19 protein-coding genes are annotated in these 26,077 nt (G+C 41.7%); 5 read left to right on the top strand and 14 right to left on the bottom strand.

The features are described from left to right. Positions 1-4: 4 nt before the first annotated feature. The 6 genes from tsaE to cutA all read right to left on the bottom strand — a co-directional run bounded on the left by tsaE (position 5) and on the right by cutA (position 5,270). Positions 5-472 carry a tRNA (adenosine(37)-N6)-threonylcarbamoyltransferase complex ATPase subunit type 1 TsaE gene (gene tsaE / locus AC27I2_RS05595; protein WP_487203684.1) on the bottom strand — a complete coding sequence of 156 codons (468 nt, stop codon included), beginning with the start codon at positions 470-472 and terminating at the stop codon, positions 5-7. A 126-nt stretch (positions 473-598) separates the two neighbouring features. Beyond that, complete coding sequence (gene accC, locus AC27I2_RS05590) at positions 599-1,939, bottom strand: acetyl-CoA carboxylase biotin carboxylase subunit (protein WP_058403826.1); 1,341 nt, start codon at positions 1,937-1,939, stop codon at positions 599-601. 26 nt (positions 1,940-1,965) lie between these two features. After that, entirely contained in the window at positions 1,966-2,433 is a 468-nt protein-coding gene (gene accB / locus AC27I2_RS05585; RefSeq protein ID WP_008128370.1) for an acetyl-CoA carboxylase biotin carboxyl carrier protein, read from the bottom strand. A gap of 44 nt (positions 2,434-2,477) precedes the next feature. After that, the gene (aroQ, locus tag AC27I2_RS05580) at positions 2,478-2,930 is read right to left on the bottom strand and encodes a type II 3-dehydroquinate dehydratase (RefSeq protein ID WP_058403827.1); all 453 of its coding nucleotides are present in this window, start codon (positions 2,928-2,930) and stop codon (positions 2,478-2,480) included. Between the two features lie 229 nt (positions 2,931-3,159). Further along, a complete protein-coding gene (locus AC27I2_RS05575) occupies positions 3,160-4,950 on the bottom strand; it encodes a protein-disulfide reductase DsbD (protein WP_487203683.1) in 1,791 nt (596 codons plus the stop codon). Next, complete coding sequence (gene cutA, locus AC27I2_RS05570) at positions 4,950-5,270, bottom strand: divalent-cation tolerance protein CutA (protein ID WP_058403829.1); 321 nt, start codon at positions 5,268-5,270, stop codon at positions 4,950-4,952. Before cutA ends, AC27I2_RS05575 begins: the two co-directional genes overlap by 1 nt. Before the next feature lie 170 nt (positions 5,271-5,440). On the opposite strand from cutA, the gene AC27I2_RS05565 reads away from it, so the two are divergent. From AC27I2_RS05565 to groL, 3 genes are all read left to right on the top strand, one after another. Next, positions 5,441-5,917, top strand: a complete 477-nt coding sequence (locus AC27I2_RS05565) for an FxsA family protein (protein WP_058403830.1) — start codon at positions 5,441-5,443, stop codon at positions 5,915-5,917. A 110-nt stretch (positions 5,918-6,027) separates the two neighbouring features. Continuing rightward, positions 6,028-6,315 carry a co-chaperone GroES gene (locus AC27I2_RS05560; protein WP_006791252.1) on the top strand — a complete coding sequence of 96 codons (288 nt, stop codon included), beginning with the start codon at positions 6,028-6,030 and terminating at the stop codon, positions 6,313-6,315. A gap of 49 nt (positions 6,316-6,364) precedes the next feature. Further along, positions 6,365-8,014 carry a chaperonin GroEL gene (gene groL, locus AC27I2_RS05555; protein WP_487203682.1) on the top strand — a complete coding sequence of 550 codons (1,650 nt, stop codon included), beginning with the start codon at positions 6,365-6,367 and terminating at the stop codon, positions 8,012-8,014. 120 nt (positions 8,015-8,134) lie between these two features. Here groL and AC27I2_RS05550 read toward each other — a convergent pair whose 3' ends face one another. Continuing rightward, entirely contained in the window at positions 8,135-10,117 is a 1,983-nt protein-coding gene (locus tag AC27I2_RS05550; RefSeq protein ID WP_487203681.1) for a methyl-accepting chemotaxis protein, read from the bottom strand. A gap of 324 nt (positions 10,118-10,441) precedes the next feature. Here AC27I2_RS05550 and AC27I2_RS05545 point away from each other — a divergent pair, with 324 nt between their 5' ends. Further along, on the top strand, positions 10,442-10,822 hold the full coding sequence (locus tag AC27I2_RS05545; RefSeq protein WP_487203680.1) for a hypothetical protein: 381 nt from the start codon (positions 10,442-10,444) through the stop codon (positions 10,820-10,822). Positions 10,823-10,901: 79 nt separating this feature from the next. Then, a complete protein-coding gene (locus AC27I2_RS05540; RefSeq protein ID WP_487203679.1) occupies positions 10,902-11,300 on the top strand; it encodes a VOC family protein in 399 nt (132 codons plus the stop codon). A gap of 5 nt (positions 11,301-11,305) precedes the next feature. Here the strand turns inward: AC27I2_RS05540 and AC27I2_RS05535 are convergent, their stop codons facing one another. From AC27I2_RS05535 to rpoB, 7 genes are all read right to left on the bottom strand, one after another. Beyond that, entirely contained in the window at positions 11,306-12,772 is a 1,467-nt protein-coding gene (locus AC27I2_RS05535) for an NAD(P)H-hydrate dehydratase (RefSeq protein ID WP_487203678.1), read from the bottom strand. Between the two features lie 320 nt (positions 12,773-13,092). Next, positions 13,093-14,277, bottom strand: coding sequence for an elongation factor Tu (gene tuf / locus AC27I2_RS05530; protein WP_006791257.1), 1,185 nt, complete (start codon positions 14,275-14,277; stop codon positions 13,093-13,095). Positions 14,278-14,339: 62 nt separating this feature from the next. Then, positions 14,340-16,454, bottom strand: coding sequence for an elongation factor G (gene fusA / locus AC27I2_RS05525; RefSeq protein WP_006791258.1), 2,115 nt, complete (start codon positions 16,452-16,454; stop codon positions 14,340-14,342). Positions 16,455-16,481: 27 nt separating this feature from the next. Continuing rightward, entirely contained in the window at positions 16,482-16,952 is a 471-nt protein-coding gene (rpsG, locus tag AC27I2_RS05520; protein WP_004588211.1) for a 30S ribosomal protein S7, read from the bottom strand. A gap of 97 nt (positions 16,953-17,049) precedes the next feature. Further along, complete coding sequence (rpsL, locus tag AC27I2_RS05515; protein ID WP_002958885.1) at positions 17,050-17,424, bottom strand: 30S ribosomal protein S12; 375 nt, start codon at positions 17,422-17,424, stop codon at positions 17,050-17,052. Between the two features lie 194 nt (positions 17,425-17,618). Next, on the bottom strand, positions 17,619-21,794 hold the full coding sequence (gene rpoC, locus AC27I2_RS05510; protein WP_219422934.1) for a DNA-directed RNA polymerase subunit beta': 4,176 nt from the start codon (positions 21,792-21,794) through the stop codon (positions 17,619-17,621). Between the two features lie 104 nt (positions 21,795-21,898). After that, positions 21,899-25,924 (bottom strand): DNA-directed RNA polymerase subunit beta, encoded by a 4,026-nt coding sequence (gene rpoB / locus AC27I2_RS05505; protein WP_058405991.1) that lies wholly within the window; start codon positions 25,922-25,924, stop codon positions 21,899-21,901. Between the last annotated feature and the right edge of the window lie 153 nt (positions 25,925-26,077).

Genomic DNA, 26,077 nt, shown 5'->3' with positions numbered 1-26,077 from the left:
TTTATTATTTGTTTTTTAGTTTATCGACAATTGCTGCACCACGCTCACTGGCACTATTGATTACAATTTTACGCTCGTCACCTACATAGCTTAGCGTTATATCTAAATCAGGCACAGGAATAAATTCCCCCCCCTTTTCCGGCCACTCTACAATACAAATAGCCTGTGGTGAAAAATAATCGCGTATTCCCATAAATTCGAGTTCTTCTGGATCACCTAAACGATACAAGTCAAAGTGATATACGTTCGCACGCTCAAGTTCGTAAGGTTCAACCAGTGTATAAGTTGGACTCTTAACTTTGCCTGTATGGCCAAAGCCTTGCACTACACCACGTGTAAACGTTGTTTTGCCAGCGCCTAAATCACCATGTAAATAAATCACAGCACCTTGCTCAATAATCGCTGCTACTTGGTTACCCATTGCAACAGTTGCAAGTTCATCATTTAAGTGAAATTCAAAACTACGGGTCATTACTACCTCAAAATTAACTTAAAAGCGCATATTGGCTAATCATACCAGATTATTTATTTATGGCGATAAATTGAAGTTTCAGGCATAAAAAAACCGGCCTAAGCCGGTTTTTATATTTTAGGAAGATTACAAACCTAACTTTTTCTCAAGGTAGTGAATATTAGTTCCACCATTTTGAAAATTCTCATCTGCAAGAATACGCTTATGCAAAGGCGTGTTTGTTTTAATCCCATCGATTACTAATTCGTTTAGTGCATTGCGTGCACGGGCAATAGCCACATCACGGTTTTCGCCGTAAGTAATTAGCTTGCCAATCATCGAATCATAGTGCGGTGGTACTGTGTAGTCAGCATAAATATGGCTGTCCCAACGAATACCTAACCCACCAGCTGGGTGAAAACGTGTAATTTTACCCGGTGACGGAATAAACGTTTCAGGGTCTTCAGCATTAATTCGACACTCAATGGCATGGCCACGAATAACGACGTCGTCTTGCGTGAACGATAATGGCTGACCCGCTGCTATTTTTAGCTGCTCTTTGATCAAGTCGATACCTGTAACCATTTCTGTTACTGGGTGCTCAACTTGAATACGGGTATTCATTTCAATGAAATAAAACTCGCCGTTTTCGTATAAAAACTCAAACGTGCCCGCACCGCGGTAACCAATTTCAATACATGCACGTGTACAGCGTTCGCCAATAAACTTGCGTGTTTCAGCTGTTATGCCTGGTGCAGGAGCCTCTTCAACAACCTTTTGATGACGACGCTGCATTGAACAGTCGCGCTCACCTAAGTGAACCGCATTACCTTGTCCGTCGGCTAGTACTTGTACTTCGATATGACGTGGGTTTTCAAGGTATTTCTCCATGTAAACCATACCATTACCAAAAAACTGTTTAGCTTCTTGCTGCGTTAACGAAATTGAATTTACTAATTCAGCTTCATTACGCACTACACGCATACCACGGCCACCACCGCCACCAGCGGCTTTAATAATAACCGGATAACCAATGCGCTTAGCAATTTGCATGTTGCGTTCGTTATCATCTGTTACAGGACCATCAGAACCCGGTACACAGGGAACGCCGGCTTTACGCATTGCGGCAATAGCAGATACTTTATCGCCCATTAGGCGAATTGTGTCGCCTTTTGGCCCAATAAATACAAAACCACTTTGCTCAACTTGGTCTGCAAAATCTGCGTTTTCTGCAAGAAAACCATAACCTGGGTGAATCGCTACCGCATCAGTTATTTCGGCCGCAGCAATAATGCGCGGTATATCTAAATAACTTTCTGTTGCTGATGGCTTACCAATACAGATGGTTTCATCTGCAAGCAATACATGCTTAAGATCGCGATCCGCCGTTGAATGAACAGCAACCGTTTTGATCCCAAGCTCTTTGCAGGCGCGCAATATACGAAGTGCTATTTCACCTCGGTTTGCTATGACTACTTTATCTAACATTAGAGTTGGCCTTTTACGTTATGCTATTAGTCAATGATGAATAGAGGTTGGTCAAATTCAATTGGCTCGCCGTTTTCAGCTAAAATTGCGCGTACAGTACCCGCTTTATCAGCTTCAATTTGGTTCATCATTTTCATGGCTTCAATGATACATAAAGTATCGCCTACATTAACTTTAGAGCCCACTTCTACGTAAGCAGGTGCTTCTGGAGAAGATGCTGAGTAAAATGAGCCAACCATAGGTGATTTAACCTGATGACCCGTTGGTGCAGCAGGTGCTGCTTCTGCTTCAACTGCTACAGGTGCTGCTGGAGCTGGAGCCTGCTGTGCAGGAGCTGGTGCATATTGTTGTGGAGCAAATTGTGGGTAAGCTGGACCCGCACTCATGTTATTACGGTTTATGCGTACTGACTCTTCACCTTCAGTGATTTCTAGCTCAGCAATGCCCGATTCTTCTACTAATTCGATCAGTTTTTTTATCTTGCGAATATCCATTACACGACCCGCCTGTTAGTTTGTTAGTGTGTTAATTTTTAAAATTAAATTGCGTTTTGCGACCGGTTAACTGCTGCATTTAATGCTGCGTGGTAACCCATTGCACCTAATCCACATATAACGCCTTGTGCCACATCTGAAAAATAAGAATGATGGCGAAAAGCTTCACGTGCGTGCACATTACTCAAGTGCACCTCATAAAACGGAATATCAACACTTAACAATGCATCACGTAATGCAACGCTTGTATGCGTAAATGCTGCGGGGTTAATAATAATAAAATCAACCGCTTGCCAAGCATTATGAATTCGTTCTATGAGCGCTTGCTCACCATTACTTTGAAAGTGCGTAAGTTCAACATTCAGACTATTAGCGGTATCTGTTAGTTCGCTCATAATCTCGCTAAGTGTTTGCGTACCGTACTTTTCTGGTTCGCGCTTTCCTAGCATGTTTAAATTTGGACCATTAACAACTAAAATCTTTAATTTTGCAGCCATAATACGCGATATACCCTCTAAGTAATGAGTTAAGCCATTGCCAGCTATTTTTTCACTTTAAACTAAGCATAAAAAAGCTAAATTGCAACATTTTCTCACGTTAGCTGGGTATTATAGTGATTTCGACGTAAATAACAGCAAAATACTGGTCCAATCACTATTATGGGTACATTTTAAAAGGTATGAAGAACAAAGCCACTTAGTAAACTTAAGTGGCTTTATTGCACTATTATTGTGCGCTGGCACGCACTGTAGCAAGATGTTTAGCAAAATCGTCAGCATTTAAAAAGCCCGTCACACGCAACGCACTTAGCTCTTGTCCTTGAGTATTAAAAAATAAAATACTCGGTAAACCGAATACGTCATACTCTTCCATTAGCGCTATGGTTTTACTGTCACTTTCAGTTAAATCGATTTGGATTAACTGATAATGACTAAACTCTTTTTGCACTCTTTCATCAGGAAAGGTGTAATGTTCAAACTCTTTACATGCCACACACCAGTCGGCGTACAAGTCGACCATAACAAGTCGGTCTTGTTTATTTGCGTCAGCAATCGCGACTTTTAGCTCGGCTAAATTGGCAACGTGTTTAAACTCATTGTTTTGTGAACTTGCTTGAATTTGTACAGGCCAAAAATAGTCTTTTGCTAAGCTAAAGCCAGTAAATACCAACAACATGGCCGCGAACCATAGCGCTGTTTTTAATTTACTTTGCTGCTGATTACTTTGCCAATGGTGTAAGTACAAAGCAGCAGCTAACGCCAATATACCTGCCATAAGTAATATAATGTTGGCACTGACCAAGCGCTCTAATAATATTAGCGGAACTACCAACATCACAAAGCCAAACAGCGTTTTAACTTGCTCCATCCAACCACCCGCTTTAGGCAGTAATTTACCGCCTGATGTGCCAAGCAATAATAAAGGTAGCCCCATCCCTAAACTCAATACATACAACGTTAAGCCGCCCACTAAGTAGTCACCACTTTGCGCAACATATAATAAAGCAGCTGATAGCGGCGCCGTGGTACAAGGGGATGCAATTAAACCCGATAATACCCCCATCAAAAATACGCCAACATAATTGCCGCCTTTTTGATTATTACTTACCTGCGTGAGCTTACTCATCATGCTGCTAGGGAGTTTTATTTCGTACCACCCAAACATCGACATAGCCAGTAATACAAATAATAAGCTAAAGCTAATAAGTACGTAGGGATGCTGTATATACCCCTGTACTTGCCCACCTAATGCTGCAACAACTAATCCAAGCGCCGCATAAGTCACCGCCATACCTTGTATATATATGAACGAAAGTGCAAAGGCTTTTTTAGTTGATAAGTTTTTTTGCCCTGCAATTAAACTCGACAATATAGGAAACATCGGGAACACACACGGCGTAAAAGCAAGCCCAACCCCCACTGCAAAAAATACGAATAAATTAATCGCTAAACTTTGTCTAGCTAGTTGCTCTGTAAAAGTAAGGTCTTTTTTGAGTGCTGCGGCATCTGGTTGCGATGTTGAGTCGGTTAAGGCACTTGCGGTACTAGACGTTGCTGCACTTTGCGGTTGCTCGCCCGCAATAACACTTAATGGGATTGAGATAACTTCTGGGGGGTAGCATAGCCCAGCCTCAGCGCAGCCTTGATAACGCACCTTTACTACAGCGCCTTCATTGACGTTACTCAGTTTGCTGATAATACTAACGCTTTGAAAAAACACCTCTGTTTTACCAAAAAATTCATCTTCGATAATTTCGCCATCACCTAAGTTTCCTACTTCAATGCTGGCGTCTTTAGCGAGTATTTCTATTTTTTGTTTATATAAATAGTAACCAGGCGCAATATCCCACCCAATAAACAAGGTGCGGCCTTGCTGATCAAAGTCAAACTCAAACGCTTGTGTTACCGGTAAAAAGGTTTGCTGCGTGGGCGCTAATAAATCGTTAAGCACATTATTTGGTGTAGCCTTCGCAGGGGCTATTAATAATGTCACTAATAGCAAAAACAAAAAGCGCATTAATGTAATACCTCATCCATCCAATTAAAATAGGCTAAGTTTCCGGTTGTTATGTCAATAACTTGTATTTCGGGTACTTCGTAACTATGCATCGCTTTTATCGTTAAAAACACATCGTTCATTTTCTCTGTTTTGGTTTTCACTAGCATTTTAACTTCTGTCATTTCTTTCACCTCGCCTTCCCACATATAAATAGAAGACATTTCGGGTAAAATATTTACACACGCAGCCAGCTTTTTTTCTACCAAGGCTTTGCCAAGCATGCGTGCTTCAGCTTCGTTTTTACAGGTAGTAAAAATTAATTTAAATTGTGTATTCATTATGAACCTTTACTTGTTGAACGATGTCTAGCTTCATAGTATCTGATAGGTAAGCCAATGTGTAGAAATCCAGTTAAATGACACTACCTACTCATTAACCTTGAAAAGAGACCTATCAACCCTCACTTATATTTCATCAACTCTTACGAGTACCCTATTTAGAGAGCATTATGTTTAGATTTTTATTTGTGTTGTTTATTATCATTCCTATTATCGAAATCGCATTGTTAATTCAAGTCAGCGACGTAATAGGCGGTGTAGCGACTATTGCATTGGTTGTTATTACTGCAGTTTTAGGCGCTAAAATGGTTAAGCAACAAGGCATGGGCGCACTACAAAATGCGCAAACGCAAATGGCGCAAGGCCAAATGCCTGCTAAAGAATTATTTACGGGAATATGCGTTATTATTGCCGGTGTACTACTGTTAACGCCAGGCATTATGACAGACGTTTTTGGCTTACTTTTATTAACCCCTGCAATTCGTAATAAATTAGCTGCAGGCCTTGCAAGTCAAGCAACTGTACGAATGAGTGCGGGTATGCAACAAGGCGCTTCACCTTATACTCAACAACCACATTCAATGCGTGACCAACATCAAACCGAACAACCAACAACCATTGATGGTGAGTTTGAACGAAAAGATTAAAAAATTATCATTTTTTCTCTTGGAATTTTTCACTCTACCCCCATTAATGAATGCAAATTAGAAAAGCTTTTTTCTGTATTGTTCAGAAACTGTTAGGAGAACTAAAAAACATGAACATTCGTCCTTTACAAGATCGCGTAATCGTTAAACGTCTAGAAGAAGAAACAAAATCTGCTGGCGGTATTGTATTAACTGGCTCTGCAGCTGAAAAATCAACTCGCGGAGAAGTAGTAGCCGTAGGTAATGGTCGTATTTTAGATAACGGTGACGTTAGAGCTTTAGAAGTAAAAGCCGGTGACACTGTGTTATTTGGCTCATATGTTGAGAAAACTGAAAAGATCGAAGGTCAAGAGTACCTGATCATGCGTGAAGACAACATTTTAGGCATTGTGGGCTAAGCCTACTTTTCGTTTAACACATATTTAAGAATTTAGAGGAATTTAAAACATGGCAGCTAAAGAAGTACTTTTTGCAGGCGACGCACGCGCTAAAATGCTAACGGGCGTAAACATCCTAGCAAACGCAGTAAAAGTTACATTAGGTCCTAAAGGCCGTAACGTTATACTAGATAAATCGTTTGGCTCTCCAGTGATCACCAAAGATGGTGTATCTGTAGCAAAAGAAATCGAACTTGAAGACAAGTTTGAAAACATGGGCGCGCAAATGGTTAAAGAAGTTGCATCTAAAGCAAATGATGCAGCAGGCGATGGTACAACTACCGCTACAGTACTTGCACAATCTATTGTTAATGAAGGCCTTAAAGCGGTTGCTGCAGGCATGAACCCAATGGATCTTAAGCGCGGTATCGACAAAGCAGTCATTGCGGCTGTTGCAGAACTTAAAGCGCTTTCAGTTCCTTGTGCTGATACTAAAGCTATCGCTCAAGTAGGTACTATTTCAGCTAACTCTGATAAAGAAATTGGCGACATCATTGCAGAGGCAATGGAAAAAGTAGGCCGTAATACAGGTGTTATTACCGTTGAAGAAGGTCAATCACTTGAAAACGAACTAGATGTTGTAGAAGGCATGCAGTTTGACCGTGGTTACCTATCTCCTTACTTCATCAACAACGCTGAAAAAGGCGCCGTTGAGTTAGATAACCCATTTATTCTACTTGTAGATAAAAAAGTATCTAACATCCGTGAGTTACTACCAACACTTGAAGCCGTTGCTAAAGCAAGCAAGCCACTACTTATCATCGCAGAAGACCTTGAAGGCGAAGCACTTGCAACACTAGTAGTGAACAACATGCGCGGCATTGTTAAAGTATCAGCGGTTAAAGCACCTGGCTTTGGTGACCGTCGTAAAGCAATGTTACAAGATATTGCTGTATTAACTGGCGGTACTGTTATTTCAGAAGAAATTGGCCTTGAGCTTGAAAAAGCAACGGTTGAAGACCTAGGTACAGCTAAGCGCGTTGTTATCACTAAAGACGATACAACTATTATCGATGGTGCTGGCGAAGAAGAAGGCATTTCCGGTCGTGTTGCTCAAATTAAAGCACAAATTGAAGAAGCAACATCAGACTACGATAAAGAAAAACTACAAGAGCGTATGGCTAAACTTGCCGGCGGTGTTGCAGTAATTAAAGTAGGCGCTGCGACTGAAATTGAAATGAAAGAGAAAAAAGACCGTGTTGAAGATGCATTACATGCAACGCGTGCAGCGGTTGAAGAAGGCGTAGTACCGGGTGGTGGTGTTGCCCTAGTACGTGCAGCTAGCAAGCTAGTTGAACTACTTGGCGACAACGAAGATCAAAACCACGGTATTAAAGTTGCACTTCGTGCAATGGAAGCCCCACTTCGTCAAATCGTAACTAACGCGGGTGATGAAGCATCTGTTGTTATTAACGCAGTTAAAGGCGGCGAAGGTAACTACGGTTACAATGCAGCAACTGGCGAATACAACGACATGATTGAAATGGGTATCTTAGATCCAACTAAAGTAACGCGCTCTGCACTACAGTTTGCAGGTTCTATTGCGGGTCTAATGATCACAACCGAAGCTATGGTTGCTGAAATCCCTAAAGATGAATCTGCTGGTGCACCTGATATGGGTGGCATGGGCGGAATGGGTGGTATGGGCGGAATGATGTAAAAATAGAGTTTCGACTCTATTTTTCGTAGTCCAAACACCATATAAGCGAAAGCCCGAATAGCAATATTCGGGCTTTTTTGGCTATTACTACCGGTGGCATGTTAGCTTGTGTTATTTTTACTATTGAGAAATAGTGTAGCGTGCAATTAGTCTATCCATTTCTGTAGCAGAAGTAGCAATTTTTGATGCTGATATTGATATTTGCTCTGCCCCTGCAACATTTTCTGTCGCGGTATTAAATATATCGGTAATATTGCGACTAACGTCATCAATAGCGTTACTTTGTTGACGAGTATTTTCTGATACGGACTCCGTAACCTTTTCAACTTGGTTGGCCAAATCAACAATGCTTCCTAAAGAAACTTGAATTTCTTCAGCTTTTGAGGCCGCTAAAGTTGCATTTTCTTTACCATGCATAATGACCTGAGAAGCCTCTGTCGAGCTTTGCTGCAGCTCAGTGACTAGTGAAGATATCTGCAGGGTAGATTGTTGAGTTCTTTGTGCAAGATTACGCACTTCGTCTGCAACTACGGCGAATCCTCTTCCTTGTTCACCTGCTCTTGCCGCTTCAATAGCCGCGTTAAGTGCGAGCAAATTAGTTTGTTCTGCAATACTTTGAATCATGTCTACCATGCCTGAAATATTGCCCACTCGTTCATTAAGCGTATTTACAGAGGTAGCAGATTTTTCCATATCATCTGAAGCTGTTTTAATAACAACAACGGCCTCTCTAACCACTTCTTGACCTTTTATCGACTGTTCAGATACTAGCTTAGCCGCGTGGGCATTATCATTCATAGATTCAGCAATGTGTTGAATATTAACATTCATTTTCTCCGTTGCAGAGGCAATGGTTTGAATACCTTTTTCTTGCTCAATAAGGTTGTTTTGGCTCTGATTGATAGCGGCCGCTGTTTCATGCGTTGCATGAGAAATATGGTTTGATAAATGATGAAATTCAACCAAGTCTTCATCAAACTGTAGTGTAAGAATATTAATATTAGTGGCTGCCTTGCCGAGTTCATCAAAGGTAACTACTTCAATTTGATCGGTTAAGTTACGTTCCTTCACGGCAATATTTATACCTTTCACTATTTTGTCTGATTGTTGATGACGAACTCTTAAGGAGATAAATAATGCTAATGTAATGGTTAAACCTGCAATTAATATTAATGACTCAACAACTAATAAGGTAATAGATTCTTCTCTGGTTATTTTTGCTGTTTTATCCACAAGCACTAGTGCACTTTCTTCGGCTTCTTTTAATTTGTTTATTCGCTGGGTTGCTGCTTGAAACCATTCTGTAGAACTAATATTAAAACCACTGTTTTTATCTTTAACACGGTCTCTATATTTATTAACGAGTTTAAATTCAGGTGCTTTTAAGGCTTGTTCAAAAATATTATGCATTTCAGGTGGGGAAGCATCTAATGCCTCATGAATATAAACATCTTGCTCTGTTAATAATCTGATATGTAAATTTCTTAAATCAAGAGTAAAATTATCAGAAGCAAGCACATTTGATAAAACAGCACGCTCTATGCCCGAGGCTTCTTTAGTACTTGAAAAACTGTAAATTGAAAACAGTTCTTTTGAAATTAAAGCATCTCTCGTTAAGCGACCTGCTTCAATAACCATTGATAAACCATCTTTATTAATATCGCTGTAAAACTTTATGGCTTCCGCTGTAGGTATTGATAGGCTTGTTACAGAGCTTCTAATTGACTGAATATCACTAAATGATGTCACAAATTGATTGATGTGTTTTTCTATTGAACTTGATGCCCCGTATTCTTTAATTGTTTTACGTAATTCATTCAGTTTATTGTCACTACTCTTGTGCTGATTACTTAAATCTTGTTTGAACAATTGTCCTTTAGAACCTATGTATCCAGCTGAAATTCCACGTTCTTTTTGGGTTTCATGAACTAAATTTAATACCTTATGTACTAAAAAGGCGTTGGCTTCGACTTGTGTTGCATCAGACATTTTTTTTAGAGCAGTAGATACGTCATAAAAAATAACACCAGCCAAAAGAAAACATGGAAGTAATACAACTGCAGTCAAATGACTAGAAATATATTTGATAAGCCATTTTTTCATATAATAACCTTTTTATTTTTAATTAGTATCTAATAACATCAAATGGTATACGTATTAATATCAATTGTAGTACATAATGCGTAATTAATATTTTCTAGTTTCTTGCACTATCGAAGCTGCATTATTGCAATTAATTCAATATTCTGACTTTGGTTGTGAAAGAAGTGAACATAATTTAGTCAGGGGTACAATGTGGGGTATCCCATTTTGTGTTTTTTACTTTTTAATTAATTATCAGTCGTTTAGGGTGTGAGTGGGCAGTATGATGTAATCGTCACCGTTTAAGCACCTTGCTTATATAAAAACCCAGCTTCGGCTGGTTTTTTGCTTTTTAATACTTTTGTTATTGATATTGATATTGATATTGATATTGATATTGATATTGTTCAATTTACCCCCAAAGTAGTAATAACGTATAAGTTAAAAAGCGACACCATGGACATACTTAATAGTAATGGAATTACTTTTTTTGCGGTGCTTGTGACCCTAGTCTCGACATTGCTGCTTTTAATAGTTTGGCTTTTGTTAAAAATGATTACTTGGGGTAAAAGTATGTCGAAGGGGGCATATTTATTTTTAGCGTTTTTCCCGCTTATCTCATTGATGCCTATTCCGCCACCTACCTACGAAAATGTTCAAAAAGCTAAACAAGAGCAGCGTAAACGTAAAGAAGACTCAGGCGACCCGCCGGATGAAGAAATATAACCTACAAATATCCTACAACCCTACACAAACCACACACTGATATGTAAAAATGCGCAGCAACACTAACTGGGAGTTATTTATGTCAGCTATAAAACAGCATATTGGTAGTATTGCCTTAGTCGTAAAAGATTATGATGACGCTATTGAATTTTACACTAAAAAGTTAAGCTTTGAATTAGTGGAAGACACCAATTTAGGCGAAGGTAAACGCTGGGTTTTGATCACTCCGCCTAACAGTAATGGAACACATATACTACTCGCTCAAGCCACAGAGCCAGAGCAACTTGATGCTGTAGGTAACCAAGCAGGTGGGCGTGTTTGGCTATTTTTAAATACCAACGACTTTTGGCGTGATTATGAAAACATGTTAGCTAACAGTGTTGTCTTTAATGAACAACCTCGTAATGAACCTTACGGAACGGTTGCTGTTTTTGAGGATTTATACGGTAATAAGTGGGATTTAATTCAACAAAATTAGAAAGTTTAATTTATTAACGCTCTAACTATTTTAAATAAATCTGAGGGGAGCATACCCCGCTGCCCGTCTCGCTCACTGGCGATATCACCGGCTTTAGCGTGCAGTGTTACACCATAACGCGCTGCTTCATCAATATTTAAACCCTGAGCCAATAAAGCACCAATAATACCTGTGAGTACATCGCCACTACCACCCACGGCCAGTGCCGGATTGCCGTCTTCACACACCCACGTGTTCTCAGCATTATCAATTAAGGTGCCAGCACCTTTTAATACGCAAGTCGCATTATAGCGCTTTGCACACAGTCGGGCATTTTCAAATCTATTAGATTCAATCTCCTGAGTCGTTACACTTAATAGCCTTGATGCTTCTCCTGGGTGTGGTGTAAGTACGCATTGCTTTAACGTGTAAGATGAGGTTTGTTTAGCTAATAAATTTAGGGCATCGGCATCAATAACCAGTGGTATGCTATTAGTTTGGCAATAATATATGACCTCTTCAAACGTGTGTTGTGCCCATTTATTTTTCCCAAGGCCGGGCCCTATTACCACACTACTAGCCCATTCAAGCGCTTGTTGTAGGTTGCCACTGCTTACCATCAATTCTGGCCTATCAATGCTTACAGGCACTACAGAACTTGAATGCGTATATACTTTTACCATACCCGCTCCTGCTCTAAGTGCAGCTTCACTGGTTAATCGGATTGCACCGGCCGTTCCCTCATTGCCGCCTACACAGAGGAGTTTACCATGAGTTCCTTTATGGCTATTTAGGTTACGCGCACCAAGCTTTTTAAAGCTCTTAATATTTATAAGTGTGCCGCTTGAAGAAGCGAGCTCAAGAAATGCAGTTCCAATATTTAGATCGTCAAATATTAACTCCCCGCAATGTTGTTTACCTGTAGCCGTTGTAAGCCCCTGCTTGATACCTACAAAGGTTATTGTTTTACTTGCTTGTATAGCAATACCTAAAGGTTGGCCAGTATCTGCGCTGATACCTGAGGGTACATCTATACTCAATACACGTTTATTACTGACGTTAATTTCATTAATAATTTTAGCAAAATTATCGCGAACCGAGCTTGTGACTCCTGTACCTAGCATTGCATCTATAATTAAATCACTTCGGTTTAATAACTCACTCGTATAAGCATTAACTTCACCGCCTTCATCACGCCACAATTTAAACGCTTTTGCAGCATCTCCTGTGAGTGCTTTTTCAGGGTTAACGGCACACAAAGTTACTCGCTTACCCGCTTGCTTAATTAGTCTCGCGGTAATATAACCGTCCCCAGCGTTATTACCATGACCCACAACGACTAAGGTATGCTTTGCATTAAAGTTTTTCCACGCGTTGAATGCAGCCTCCCCTGCGCGCTGCATGAGTGTAAATAACTCACAATCGCTATTTTTGGCTGCCAGTGCCTCGTTATCCCTAACTTCTTTTGCAGTAAATATTAGTTTATTTAGCATGAAGACCCCTCAAATAAGTGACACCCTACCTTATCAAATACACATATCAAGCGGCTAGTTTTGTGAGCTTTTAATCGAGGTAAGTTCGTTTCTTAAAACGCACTAAAGATCACATATTTATCCGGGTCACATAACTGAAAACTAATCACTTTTGTTCAGGTATTAAAAGCTTAAACGCTAAATATTACTCATTGAACGTTACTACAAAGCACCTACGCCTAAGGTAAGAGCGCCACCTTCACATGACATAAATTACAGGCATTAAAAAACCCGAGACTAAGCTCGGGTTTTTTTGTATTAATTAACTTAAATGTTAATTATTACTCTACGATAGTTGCTACAACACCAGCACCTACAGTACGGCCACCTTCACGGATAGCAAAACGAAGACCTTCATCCATCGCGATTGGTGCGATTAGAGTTACTGTCATCTTGATGTTATCACCAGGCATTACCATTTCTACGCCTTCTGGTAACTGTACGTCACCTGTTACGTCAGTTGTACGGAAGTAGAACTGTGGACGGTAACCTTTGAAGAATGGAGTATGACGACCACCTTCATCTTTAGAAAGTACGTATACTTCTGAAGTGAATGTAGTGTGTGGGTTGATTGAACCAGGCTTAGCTAGTACTTGACCACGTTCAACGTCTTCACGCTTAGTACCACGTAATAGTGCACCAATGTTCTCACCAGCACGACCTTCGTCAAGAAGCTTACGGAACATTTCAACACCAGTACAAGTAGACTTAGTAGTCTCTTTGATACCAACGATTTCAACTTCGTCATTCACGTTGATGATACCCGCTTCAACACGACCAGTTACAACAGTACCACGACCTTGGATTGAGAAAACGTCTTCGATAGGCATGATGAATGGCTTATCGATGTCACGCTCTGGCTCTGGAATGTAAGAATCTAGTGCTTCTGCAAGCTCTACAATCTTGTCTTCCCATTGCTTCTCGCCTTCAAGTGCTTTAAGAGCTGAACCTTGAATTAGTGGTAAGTCGTCACCTGGGAAATCGTACTCAGAAAGAAGTTCACGAACTTCCATTTCTACTAGCTCAAGTAGCTCTTCGTCATCAACCATGTCACATTTGTTCATGAATACGATGATGTAAGGTACGCCAACCTGACGAGAAAGTAGGATGTGCTCACGTGTTTGTGGCATAGGGCCGTCAGTTGCAGCTACTACTAAGATAGCGCCGTCCATTTGTGCAGCACCAGTGATCATGTTTTTAACATAATCGGCGTGACCAGGACAATCTACGTGTGCGTAGTGACGAGTTGGTGTGTCGTACTCAACGTGTGACGTTGAGATAGTGATACCACGCTCGCGCTCTTCTGGAGCGTTATCGATTGATGCGAAATCTTTAGCAACACCGCCGTATACTTTTGCAAGTACGTTAGTGATTGCTGCAGTTAGTGTAGTTTTACCGTGGTCAACGTGGCCGATTGTACCAACGTTTACGTGCGGTTTTACGCGTTCAAACTTTTCTTTTGCCATCTTAAAAAATTCCTAATTAAGAAATTAAAGCCTGACTCACTATTGAGCCAGACAAGCTAAAATCATATTACAGCGCGAGCTGAAATTATTGTATCTGCAACCTGCTTTGAGGCTTCAGCGTACTTCAAAAACTCCATAGAGTAAGAAGCACGACCCTGAGTTGCAGAACGTAAAGCAGTCGCATAACCGAACATTTCAGACAGTGGAACCTGCGCATTTATTTGCTTAAGTCCACCAAGTGCATCTTCCATGCCTTCGATCATGCCGCGACGACGGTTTAAGTCGCCAACTACATCACCCATGTTTGAGTCAGGAGTGATTACCTCAACCTTCATTAGTGGTTCTAAAAGAACCGGATTTGCTTTAAGCGCACCGTCTCTCATAGCTAATGAACCTGCAATTTTAAATGCCATTTCATTCGAATCTACATCATGGAATGAACCATCATATAAAGTCGCTTTAACGCCAAGTAAAGGATAGCCTGCCAGTACACCTTGAGACATTTGCTCTTGGATACCTTTGTCTACCGCTGGGATGTATTCTTTAGGAACTGATCCACCTACGGTTTCGTTAACGAATTCGTAAATTGGAGAATCATCATCCGAAATATCCATCGGTTCAAGCTTCAACCAAACGTGACCATATTGACCACGACCACCTGATTGACGAATGAACTTTCCTTCAACTTCAACAGTTGAACGAATAGCTTCACGGTATGAAACCTGCGGCTTACCAACGTTACATTCAACACTGAATTCACGTTTCATACGGTCGACGATAATATCTAGGTGAAGTTCACCCATACCAGAAATAATTGTCTGGCCTGATTCTTCGTCGGTTTGTACGCGGAAAGACGGATCTTCAGCCGCTAGTTTACCTAGCGCGATACCCATCTTATCCTGGTCAGCGATTGTGCGAGGCTCAACCGCAACAGAGATAACTGGTTCTGGGAATTCCATACGCTCAAGCGTAATAATTGAATTCGGAGCACACAGCGTCTCACCTGTTGTAACGTCTTTAAGACCAATAGCCGCCGCGATGTCGCCTGCGTAGACTTCTTTGATCTCTTCACGAGAGTTTGAATGCATCTGTACGATACGGCCAAGTCGCTCACGCTTACTTTTAACTGGGTTGTATACCGCGTCACCCTGTTTAACAGTACCAGAGTAAACGCGGAAAAAGGTTAAAGTACCAACAAACGGGTCTGTTGCAATTTTAAATGCAAGTGCAGCAAACGGCGCTTTATCATCAGCTGGACGTTCCTCTTCGGTACCATCTTCTAAGATACCTTGGATTTGTTTAACTTGTTCTGGTGAAGGCATGTATTCAACAACGCCGTCAAGCACCGCTTGAACACCTTTGTTTTTAAATGCGCTTCCACAAGTTACTGGAACAATCTCATTGGCTAATGTGCGTTGGCGTAAAGCATTTTTAATTTCTGCTTCACTTAACTCTTCACCTTCTAAGTATTTGTCCATTAGTTCTTCTGAGGCTTCAGCAGCGCTTTCAACTAAATGAGAGCGCCATTCTTCAGCTGACTCAAGAAGATCTGCCGGTATTGCCTCATATGTGAAAGTCATACCCTGGTCCGCTTCGTTCCAGTTAATCACTTTCATTTTTATAAGGTCAATAACACCTTTAAAGTCGTCCTCAGCGCCTACTGGCAACTGAATTGGAACAGGCGTTGCTCCAAGACGAGATTTCACCTGGCTAACAACAGCTAAAAAGTCAGCGCCCGTGCGATCCATTTTATTTACGAAGATCATTCTCGGAACTTCGTATTTGTTCGCTTGACGCCAAACTGTTTCAGTTTGCGGCTGTACACCAGAAGAAGCACAAAGCACAACTACCGCACCATCAAGTACGCGTAAAGAACGCTCTACTTCGATGGTGAAATCTACGTGTCCTGGAGTATCAATAATATTGATACGATGGGCGTCAAATTGAGCGTCCATCCCTTTCCAAAAACACGTTGTTGCAGCAGAAGTGATTGTGATACCACGCTCTTGTTCCTGCTCCATCCAGTCCATAGTTGCAGCGCCATCATGTACTTCACCGATCTTATGAGAAAGACCTGTGTAGAACAGAACACGTTCTGTTGTGGTGGTTTTGCCTGCATCTACGTGAGCTACTATGCCGATATTACGGTAGCGCTCAAGTGGAGTTGTACGTGCCATATGATCCTCTTAAAGGTTAAGGACAGATTACCAACGGTAATGAGCGAATGCTTTATTCGCTTCAGCCATACGGTGAACGTCTTCACGTTTCTTAACCGCAGTGCCTTTATTATCAGCAGCGTCAACGATTTCTTGAGCTAAACGTAAGCCCATAGATTTTTCGCCACGCTTACGTGCAGCGTCTACTAACCAACGCATACCTAATGCGTTGCGACGAACTGGACGTACTTCAACTGGTACTTGATAAGTTGAACCACCAACACGGCGAGATTTAACCTCAACTTGTGGACGGATGTTATCAAGTGCAGATTCAAAGATTTCTAGGTGCGACTTGCCTGATTTCTCAGCAGCCACGTCTAGCGCACCATAAACAATTTTTTCAGCAGTAGATTTCTTGCCGTCTAACATTACGATGTTAACGAATTTAGCAAGAAGTTCCGATCCGAACTTAGGATCTGGAAGAATTTTACGTTGACCTATTACGCGTCTTCTAGGCATTTTGTATCTCCGGTTTATTCAGGTTTGCTCTTTCGAGTCAATCACCCAAAACAATAATTAATGATATTTAGTGCTTGGCCTTACTAACGGAATACAATTACCCTTTAGGGCGTTTTGCACCGTATTTAGAACGAGCTTGACGACGGTCGCTAACGCCTGCACAGTCAAGTGCACCACGTACAGTGTGAAAACGCACACCTGGTAAATCTTTAACACGACCACCACGGATTAGGATTACACTGTGCTCTTGAAGGTTATGACCTTCACCACCGATGTAAGATGTTACTTCGAAACCGTTAGTTAAACGTACACGAGCTACTTTACGTAACGCTGAGTTTGGTTTCTTAGGTGTAGTTGTATATACACGAGTACATACACCGCGCTTTTGCGGACACGCTTTTAGTGCAGCTGAGTTACTTTTCGTAACCTTGCTACGGCGTGGCTTACGCACTAGCTGGTTAATAGTTGCCATTTAAATAGCTCCTGAAATTAAAATTACTACTGAAAAAAATAAAAAAATCCGCCCTTTATTACTTGCCTGCAATTAGCACACAAGTAAATGGGTGGCGGAATTTTAATGAGCAAAGTTTAACCTGTCAACCTAAACTAATCGTAAGACAGCACTTAACTGCCTTACGATCTCTTAATGCATTGATTAAGAACAGTTTATTGATTTCCAGACAAATCAGCATTTAGTGCATCAGTTAGTGCTTGAGTTGCCTCTTCAGCGCTTACTGTTTGCTCTTCTACTACTTCTTTGCTTTGTTTACGGCGAGCCATACGATCTTGATGATACGCAAAACCGGTACCGGCTGGGATCAAACGACCCACAATTACGTTTTCTTTCAGACCGCGAAGCTCATCGCTCTTACCATTCACTGCTGCATCTGTAAGAACACGTGTTGTTTCTTGGAAAGACGCTGCAGAGATGAAAGATTCTGTCGCTAGTGATGCTTTCGTGATACCCATAAGTTGTATTTCAAACTTCGCTGGGATTTTACCTTGTTTTTCAAGGTCACGATTAGCGATATTAACGCGAGCTACTTCAATTTGCTCACCCGCTAAGAACTCAGTATCACCACCGTGTATAATTGTACATTTACGAATCATCTGACGGATAATTGTTTCAATGTGCTTGTCATTGATCTTAACGCCTTGCAAACGGTAAACCTCTTGCACTTCGTTAACGATGTAGTTAGCAACATGAGTCACACCACGTAAGCGTAAGATGTCATGTGGTGATTCAGGACCATCGGCGATAACTTCACCTTTAGACACTTGCTCACCTTCAAACACGTTAAGTTGACGCCACTTAGGAATCATTTCTTCGTAATGATCGCCTTCTGGTGGAGTAATAACTAAACGCTTCTTACCTTTAGTTTCTTTACCGAAGCTAATAGTACCTGTGATCTCAGCTAAGATAGCTGGCTCTTTAGGTTTACGCGCTTCAAATAAGTCGGCTACGCGTGGTAGACCACCCGTGATATCACGAGTTTTAGAACCTTCTTGCGGGATACGTGCTAACACGTCACCAGGGTTTGCAGTCGCACCATCTGTTACTTCAATCGTTGTGAATGAAGGAAGACGTGTTTCTTGCAGACCACGCTCATCACTTTCGATGATAAGTTTAGGCTCTTTAGCATTCGCTTTAGCAAGGTCTTTAACTACGATACGAGTTAAACCGGTTAGTTCATCGGTTTGTGTCTCTGTATTCGAGTCATCGATATCGCTAAACGATACTTTTGATTTGTGCTCAAGAACGATTGGGTGACTATGCGGGTCCCAAGTAGCAACAATGTCGTTACCTTGAACTTCTGCATTGTCTTGAACTGTTAATACTGCACCATAAGGTACTTTATAACGCTCTTTCTCACGGCCATGACTATCGATGATAGTGATTTCCGTTGAACGAGAAGTAATAACAATCTTACCGTCTGTGTTTAACACATACTTAGCATTGTGAAGTTTTAATGTACCGTTAGTTTTAACTTGTACATTATTTTCAGCTGACGCTCTTGATGCTGCACCACCGATGTGGAAGGTACGCATCGTAAGCTGTGTACCCGGCTCACCGATTGACTGCGCCGCGATAACACCTACAGATTCACCCGCGTTGATGATATGACCACGTGCAAGGTCACGACCATAACACTTAGCACATACACCAAAGTCGTTATCACATGTAATAACTGAGCGTACGCGAACTTCATCTACTGAGTGCTCTTCTAAAAGGTCACACAGTTTTTCGTCAAGCATGATATTACGTTCTACAAGTACTGTGTTAGTACCTGGAATAACGATATCTTCAGCAACAACACGACCAAGAACACGTTCACGAAGTGCTTCTACAACATCACCACCTTCAATAAGCGGTTTCATTGTTAAGCCATCTTCTGTGCCACAGTCGTCTTCGTTGATTACCAAATCTTGCGCAACGTCTACTAAACGACGCGTTAGGTAACCCGAGTTCGCAGTTTTCAGTGCAGTATCGGCTAGACCTTTACGCGCACCGTGCGTTGAGATGAAGTACTGAAGTACGTTTAGACCTTCACGGAAGTTAGCCGTGATTGGTGTCTCGATGATTGAACCATCTGGACGTGCCATTAGACCACGCATACCTGCTAGCTGACGGATCTGAGCGGCACTACCACGAGCACCTGAGTCTGCCATCATAAACACTGAGTTAAATGACGGTTGCTCTACTTCTTCACCTTTCGCGTTTATAACGGTGTCTTTCGACAAGTTAGCCATCATCTCGCGTGATAAGTTTTCATTTACACGTGACCAGATATCGATAACTTTGTTGTACTTCTCACCAGCCGTTACAAGACCTGATTGGAATTGTTGGTTGATTTCAGTTACTTCAGCTTCTGCTGATTCAATGATCTGCGCTTTAACCGGTGGGATAACTAAGTCATCGATACCGATAGAAACACCAGACTTCATTGCGTAATGGAAACCGGTGTACATAACTTGGTCAGCAAACACAACGGTGTCTTTAAGGCCTAAGCGACGGTAACATTCATTCAACAAGCTAGAAATCTGTTTTTTACCTAGTGGCTGGTTGATTGACTCAAACGGCATACCAGTTGGTAAAATTAGAGACAGAATTGCACGACCTACGGTTGTTTCGATAACCGTTGTAGTATCTTCTACTACACCGTGTTCGTTAGCAACTGACTGGCTAATACGTACTTTCACAATAGCGTGAAGGTCTGCATTGCCACTGCGGTATGCTTTTTCTGCTTCTTTTGGATCTTTAAATATTGCGCCTTCGCCTTTTGCGTTGATGCAATCACGGGTCATGTAGTAAAGACCCAATACAACATCCTGTGAAGGAACGATGATTGGCTCACCATTCGCAGGAGATAGAATGTTGTTTGTAGACATCATCAATGCACGTGCTTCAAGCTGTGCCTCGATTGTTAACGGTACGTGTACCGCCATTTGGTCACCATCGAAATCGGCGTTGTACGCCGCACATACTAATGGATGCAAATGAATCGCTTTACCTTCGATAAGCACAGGCTCAAACGCTTGGATACCCAAACGGTGAAGTGTTGGTGCACGGTTAAGTAATACTGGATGTTCACGAATTACTTCGTCTAATACATCCCATACTTCCGCAACTTCACGCTCTACCATTTTCTTAGCAGCTTTAATTGTCGTAGCCATGCCGCGACGCTCTAATTTGCCATAGATAAACGGTTTGAATAACTCAAGTGCCATCTTCTTAGGAAGACCACATTGGTGAAGCTTAAGCGTAGGGCCTACTGTGATTACAGAACGGCCAGAGTAATCTACACGCTTACCAAGTAAGTTCTGACGGAAACGACCTTGCTTACCCTTGATCATATCAGCAAGAGATTTAAGCGGACGCTTGTTAGAACCTGTAATTGCACGACCACGACGACCGTTATCAAGTAGCGCATCTACCGCTTCTTGTAACATACGTTTTTCGTTGCGTACGATAATATCTGGTGCAGCTAAATCTAATAGACGCTTAAGACGGTTATTACGGTTAATAACACGACGGTAAAGGTCATTTAGATCAGATGTTGCAAAACGACCACCGTCTAGTGGTACTAATGGGCGTAGATCAGGTGGCAATACTGGAAGTACTGTCATGATCATCCACTCAGGGTTATTACCTGATTGGTGGAACGATTCCATTAATTTAAGACGTTTAGTGATTTTTTTACGCTTAGTTTCAGAGTTAATTGTTGGTAACTCTTCACGCATCTCAGCAATTAATTGGCCAAGATCAAGTTCACGAAGCAAGTCTAAAACTGCTTCAGCACCCATCTTCGCTTCAAACTCATCACCGTGCTCTTCTAATGCATCTAGGTATTCTTCTTCACCTAGTAACTGACCACGCTCAAGCGTTGTCATACCTGGCTCAGTTACTACGAATGATTCGAAGTAAAGAACACGTTCAATATCACGAAGCGTCATATCTAGCATTAAGCCGATACGTGACGGTAATGATTTTAAAAACCATATATGTGCTACTGGGCTCGCAAGGTCAATATGACCCATACGATCACGACGCACTTTGGTCAGTGTAACTTCAACGCCACACTTCTCACAGATCACACCACGGTGTTTAAGGCGTTTATATTTACCACATAAACACTCATAATCTTTCACTGGGCCGAAAATACGGGCACAGAATAAGCCATCGCGCTCAGGCTTGAAAGTACGGTAGTTAATAGTCTCAGGTTTCTTTACTTCACCGTATGACCATGAACGAACCATGTCTGGTGAAGCAAGACCAATGCGAATTGCATCGAATTCTTCGGTCTTATTTTGTTGCTTCAGAAACTTAAGTAAGTCTTTCACCTTAGCTCTCCTGTCGGAGTTAATCTTGAGGACGGGTAATCTCGTCCCTACATTCTATTCAGCCGTAACAGATGCTGCAGCGTTAACTGCAGCATCTAATTGGCTTAATTTTCTTCCAACTCGATGTTGATACCCAGTGAGCGGATTTCTTTCAACAATACGTTGAACGATTCTGGCATACCTGGTTCCATCTTGTGGTTACCATCAACGATGTTTTTATACATCTTAGTACGACCATTCACGTCATCCGACTTCACTGTTAGCATTTCTTGTAGAGTGTAAGCAGCACCGTAAGCTTCAAGCGCCCATACTTCCATCTCACCAAAACGCTGGCCACCGAACTGTGCTTTACCACCCAGCGGCTGCTGAGTAACAAGGCTGTAAGAACCAGTAGAACGCGCGTGCATCTTATCATCAACCAAGTGGTTAAGTTTAAGCATGTACATGTAACCAACGGTTACTTGACGTTCAAACTGATCACCAGTACGGCCATCATAAAGTGTAACCTGACCACTTCTAGGGTATCCACCAAGCTCTAGCATGTCTTTGATTTCGCTTTCTTTAGCGCCATCAAATGCAGGAGTAGCGATTGGTAAACCACCTTTTAAGTTTTCAGCTAGGCGACGAATTTCGTCATCAGAGAAACTTGCAATGTCTACAACTTGGCGAGATTCACCAATTTCGTAAGCTTGCTTGATGAATTCACGTAGCTCATGAAGCTCACGTTGCTCTTTCATCATTTCTTCTAAACGCTCACCGATACCACGTGCAGCAAGACCCATATGTGTTTCAAGGATCTGACCGATGTTCATACGCGATGGTACACCTAGTGGATTTAGTACGATATCTACCGTACGACCTTTGTCATCGTATGGCATATCTTCTACTGGTACGATAGTCGAGATAACACCTTTGTTACCATGACGACCCGCCATCTTATCACCCGGTTGGATACGACGTTTAACAGCTAGGTATACTTTAACAATTTTAAGTACGCCTGGTGCTAGGTCATCACCTTGAGTAATTTTACGACGTTTGTTTTCAAACTTCTTATCGTATTCAGCTTTAAGTTCATCGTACTGTGCAGCTAGTTGCTCAAGTTCAGCTTGCTTATCTTCTTCAGCAAGGCTTTGAGTTAATAGTTTTTCAGCATTTAATGACACTAAGTTGTTTTCATCAAAGCCAGCAGCTACAAGTAGCTTGCGAGCGCGTTCTAAAACGCCAGCTTCAAGAATACGGAACTCTTCGTTGAAGTCTTTCTTCGCTTCGCGAAGCTGCATGTCTTCAACTTCTAACGCACGCTTATCTTTTTCAACACCATCACGGGTGAAAACTTGCACGTCAATTACGGTACCAGTTACAGAATTTGGTACACGTAAAGAGCTGTCTTTAACGTCAGATGCTTTTTCGCCGAAGATAGCACGCAGTAGCTTCTCTTCAGGTGTAAGCTGTGTTTCGCCTTTCGGAGTCACTTTACCTACTAAGATATCGCCGCCTTTAACTTCAGCACCAATATAAACAACACCTGATTCATCAAGCTTGCCTAGTGCAGATTCACCCACATTCGGGATATCTGCAGTGATCTCTTCTGGACCTAATTTAGTGTCACGGGCAACACACTGTAGTTCTTGAATGTGGATAGTCGTAAGACGATCTTCTTCAACTACGCGCTCTGATAGTAAGATTGAATCTTCGAAGTTGTAACCGTTCCATGGCATAAATGCCACGCGAAGGTTTTGACCAAGGGCTAAGTCACCTAAGTCAGTCGAAGGACCATCTGCTAACACGTCACCACGAGTAACCGGTTCACCAACCATGCACGTTGGTTTTTGGTTAATACATGTATTTTGGTTAGAACGTGTGTATTTGGTTAAGTTGTAGATGTCGATGCCCGCTTCACCAGGGATGCGTTCTTCTTCATGTACGTTTACAACGATGCGACTTGCGTCGGCATACATTACTTCACCACCACGTTTTGCAACAATCGTTACACCAGAGTCTTTCGCTAGTGTTAACTCAATACCTGTACCTACTAACGGTTTATCCGCTTTCAATGTTGGTACTGCTTGACGTTGCATGTTTGAACCCATCAATGCGCGGTTAGCATCATCGTGTTCTAGGAACGGGATAAGTGCTGCTGCTACAGAGATCACCTGTTGTGGTGATACATCCATATATTGCTGGTCCATGCGACCCATAAAGGTTGATTCACCTTTGTGACGACATGGAATAAGTTCATCTACAAACTCATTGGTTTCAGTTAAGTTTGAGTTCGCCTGTGCGATAACAAACTGACCTTCTTCAATGGCTGATAAGTAATCAACTTCATCAGTTACTACACCGTCTACCACTTTGCGGTAAGGTGTTTCTAAGAAACCATAGTCATTTGTACGTGCGTACGTAGACAATGAGTTAATTAGACCGATGTTTGGACCCTCTGGCGTCTCGATTGGACATACGCGACCGTAGTGAGTTACGTGAACGTCACGTACTTCAAAGCCAGCGCGTTCACGAGTTAGACCGCCCGGACCTAATGCAGAAATACGACGCTTATGCGTAACTTCTGATAGCGGGTTATTTTGGTCCATAAACTGTGATAACTGAGACGAGCCGAAGAACTCTTTAACCGCTGCCGAAATAGGCTTAGCGTTAATAAGATCTTGTGGCATTATCGCGTCAAGGTCACCCAAGCTTAAACGCTCACGTACAGCACGTTCTACACGTACTAGACCAACACGGAATTGGTTCTCAGCCATTTCGCCAACACTACGTATACGACGGTTGCCTAAGTGGTCGATATCATCAACATCGCCTTGACCGTTACGAATAGCAATTAATACCTTCATAACAGACACGATGTCTTCTTTGCTTAATGTGCCTGGGCCTGTGTCAGAATCGTAACCAACACGGCTATTAAACTTCATACGACCAACAGTTGAAAGGTCGTAACGTTCTTCAGAGAAGAACAAGTTTTGGAATAAGGCTTCAGCCGCGTCTTTCGTCGGTGGCTCGCCTGGGCGCATCATGCGATAAATTTCTACTAGTGCTTCTAAACGGTTGCTTGAAGAGTCAATGTTCAATGTATTTGACATGTAAGCACCGCTGTCCACTTCATTGATATACAATGTATCAATGGTAGTGTGACCGGCTTTAACTAATTCAGCCATAAGCTCAAGAGTTAATTCATCATTCGCATTTGCAATAACTTCACCCGTTGATTCATCAACGTAGTTTTTAGAAATAATACGGCCAATGATGTACTCATGAGGTACTTCTAACTGAGTAATGCCTTTTTTCTCGATACTCTTGATGTGACGAGCCGTAACACGACGCCCACTTTCAACAAGTACTTCACCGTCTTCGCCTTTGATATCAAAAGCGGCAGTTTCACCACGTAAACGCGAAGGTACAAGTTCCATAAGAACTTTACCGTCAGCTACTTCAAACGCAGTTGTATCGAAGAAGATATCTAGGATTTCTTCACTAGAGTACTCAAGTGCACGTAATATGATAGACGCCGGTAATTTACGACGACGGTCAATACGTACATATAAGTTATCTTTTGCATCAAATTCGAAGTCTAACCATGAACCACGGTAAGGAATAACGCGTGCGTTATATAATACTTTACCTGATGAATGAGTTTTACCGCGGTCGTTATCAAAGAATACACCAGGGCTACGGTGTAGCTGAGAAACGATAACACGCTCTGTACCATTGATTACAAAGGTACCGGTATCGGTCATGAGCGGAATTTCGCCCATGTAAACTTCTTGCTCTTTAATGTCTTTAACTGTGCCTGGAGCTTCTTTGTCCATAACAACAAGACGCAGTTTCACGCGAAGTGGAGCAGAATAAGTCACACCGCGAATTTGACATTCTTTTACATCGAAAACTGGCTCACCAATACGGTAACTTACGTATTGAAGCTCAGAATTTCCCGAGTAGCTTTTTATAGGGAACACAGAACGGAAGGCAGCTTCCAAACCATGATCGCCATCAGCGTCCGGCACTAAGAATTTTTTAAACGATTCTAACTGTGTAGACAGTAAAAAAGGTATATCCAAAACTTGTGGACGTTTACCAAAATCCTTACGGATACGTTTCTTTTCAGAATAAGAGTAAGCCATGGGGTTCCTCAGCTTGCTGATCTTTGACCCGACCTGTTCTTGTAAGAACAGACTTAACTGGCAGCTATGCCAAGATTTACAACATTTTATTGTTGTTCTAATTAAATCCCTTCTCAACACTAGCAAACTATAAAGCGTTGAAAGTAAAGAAAT

The organism is Pseudoalteromonas sp. NH0006-46 (genome assembly GCF_057547735.1).
Note: the sequence above shows the minus strand (reverse complement) of the source record. Positions and strands in the feature narration are given on the sequence as shown.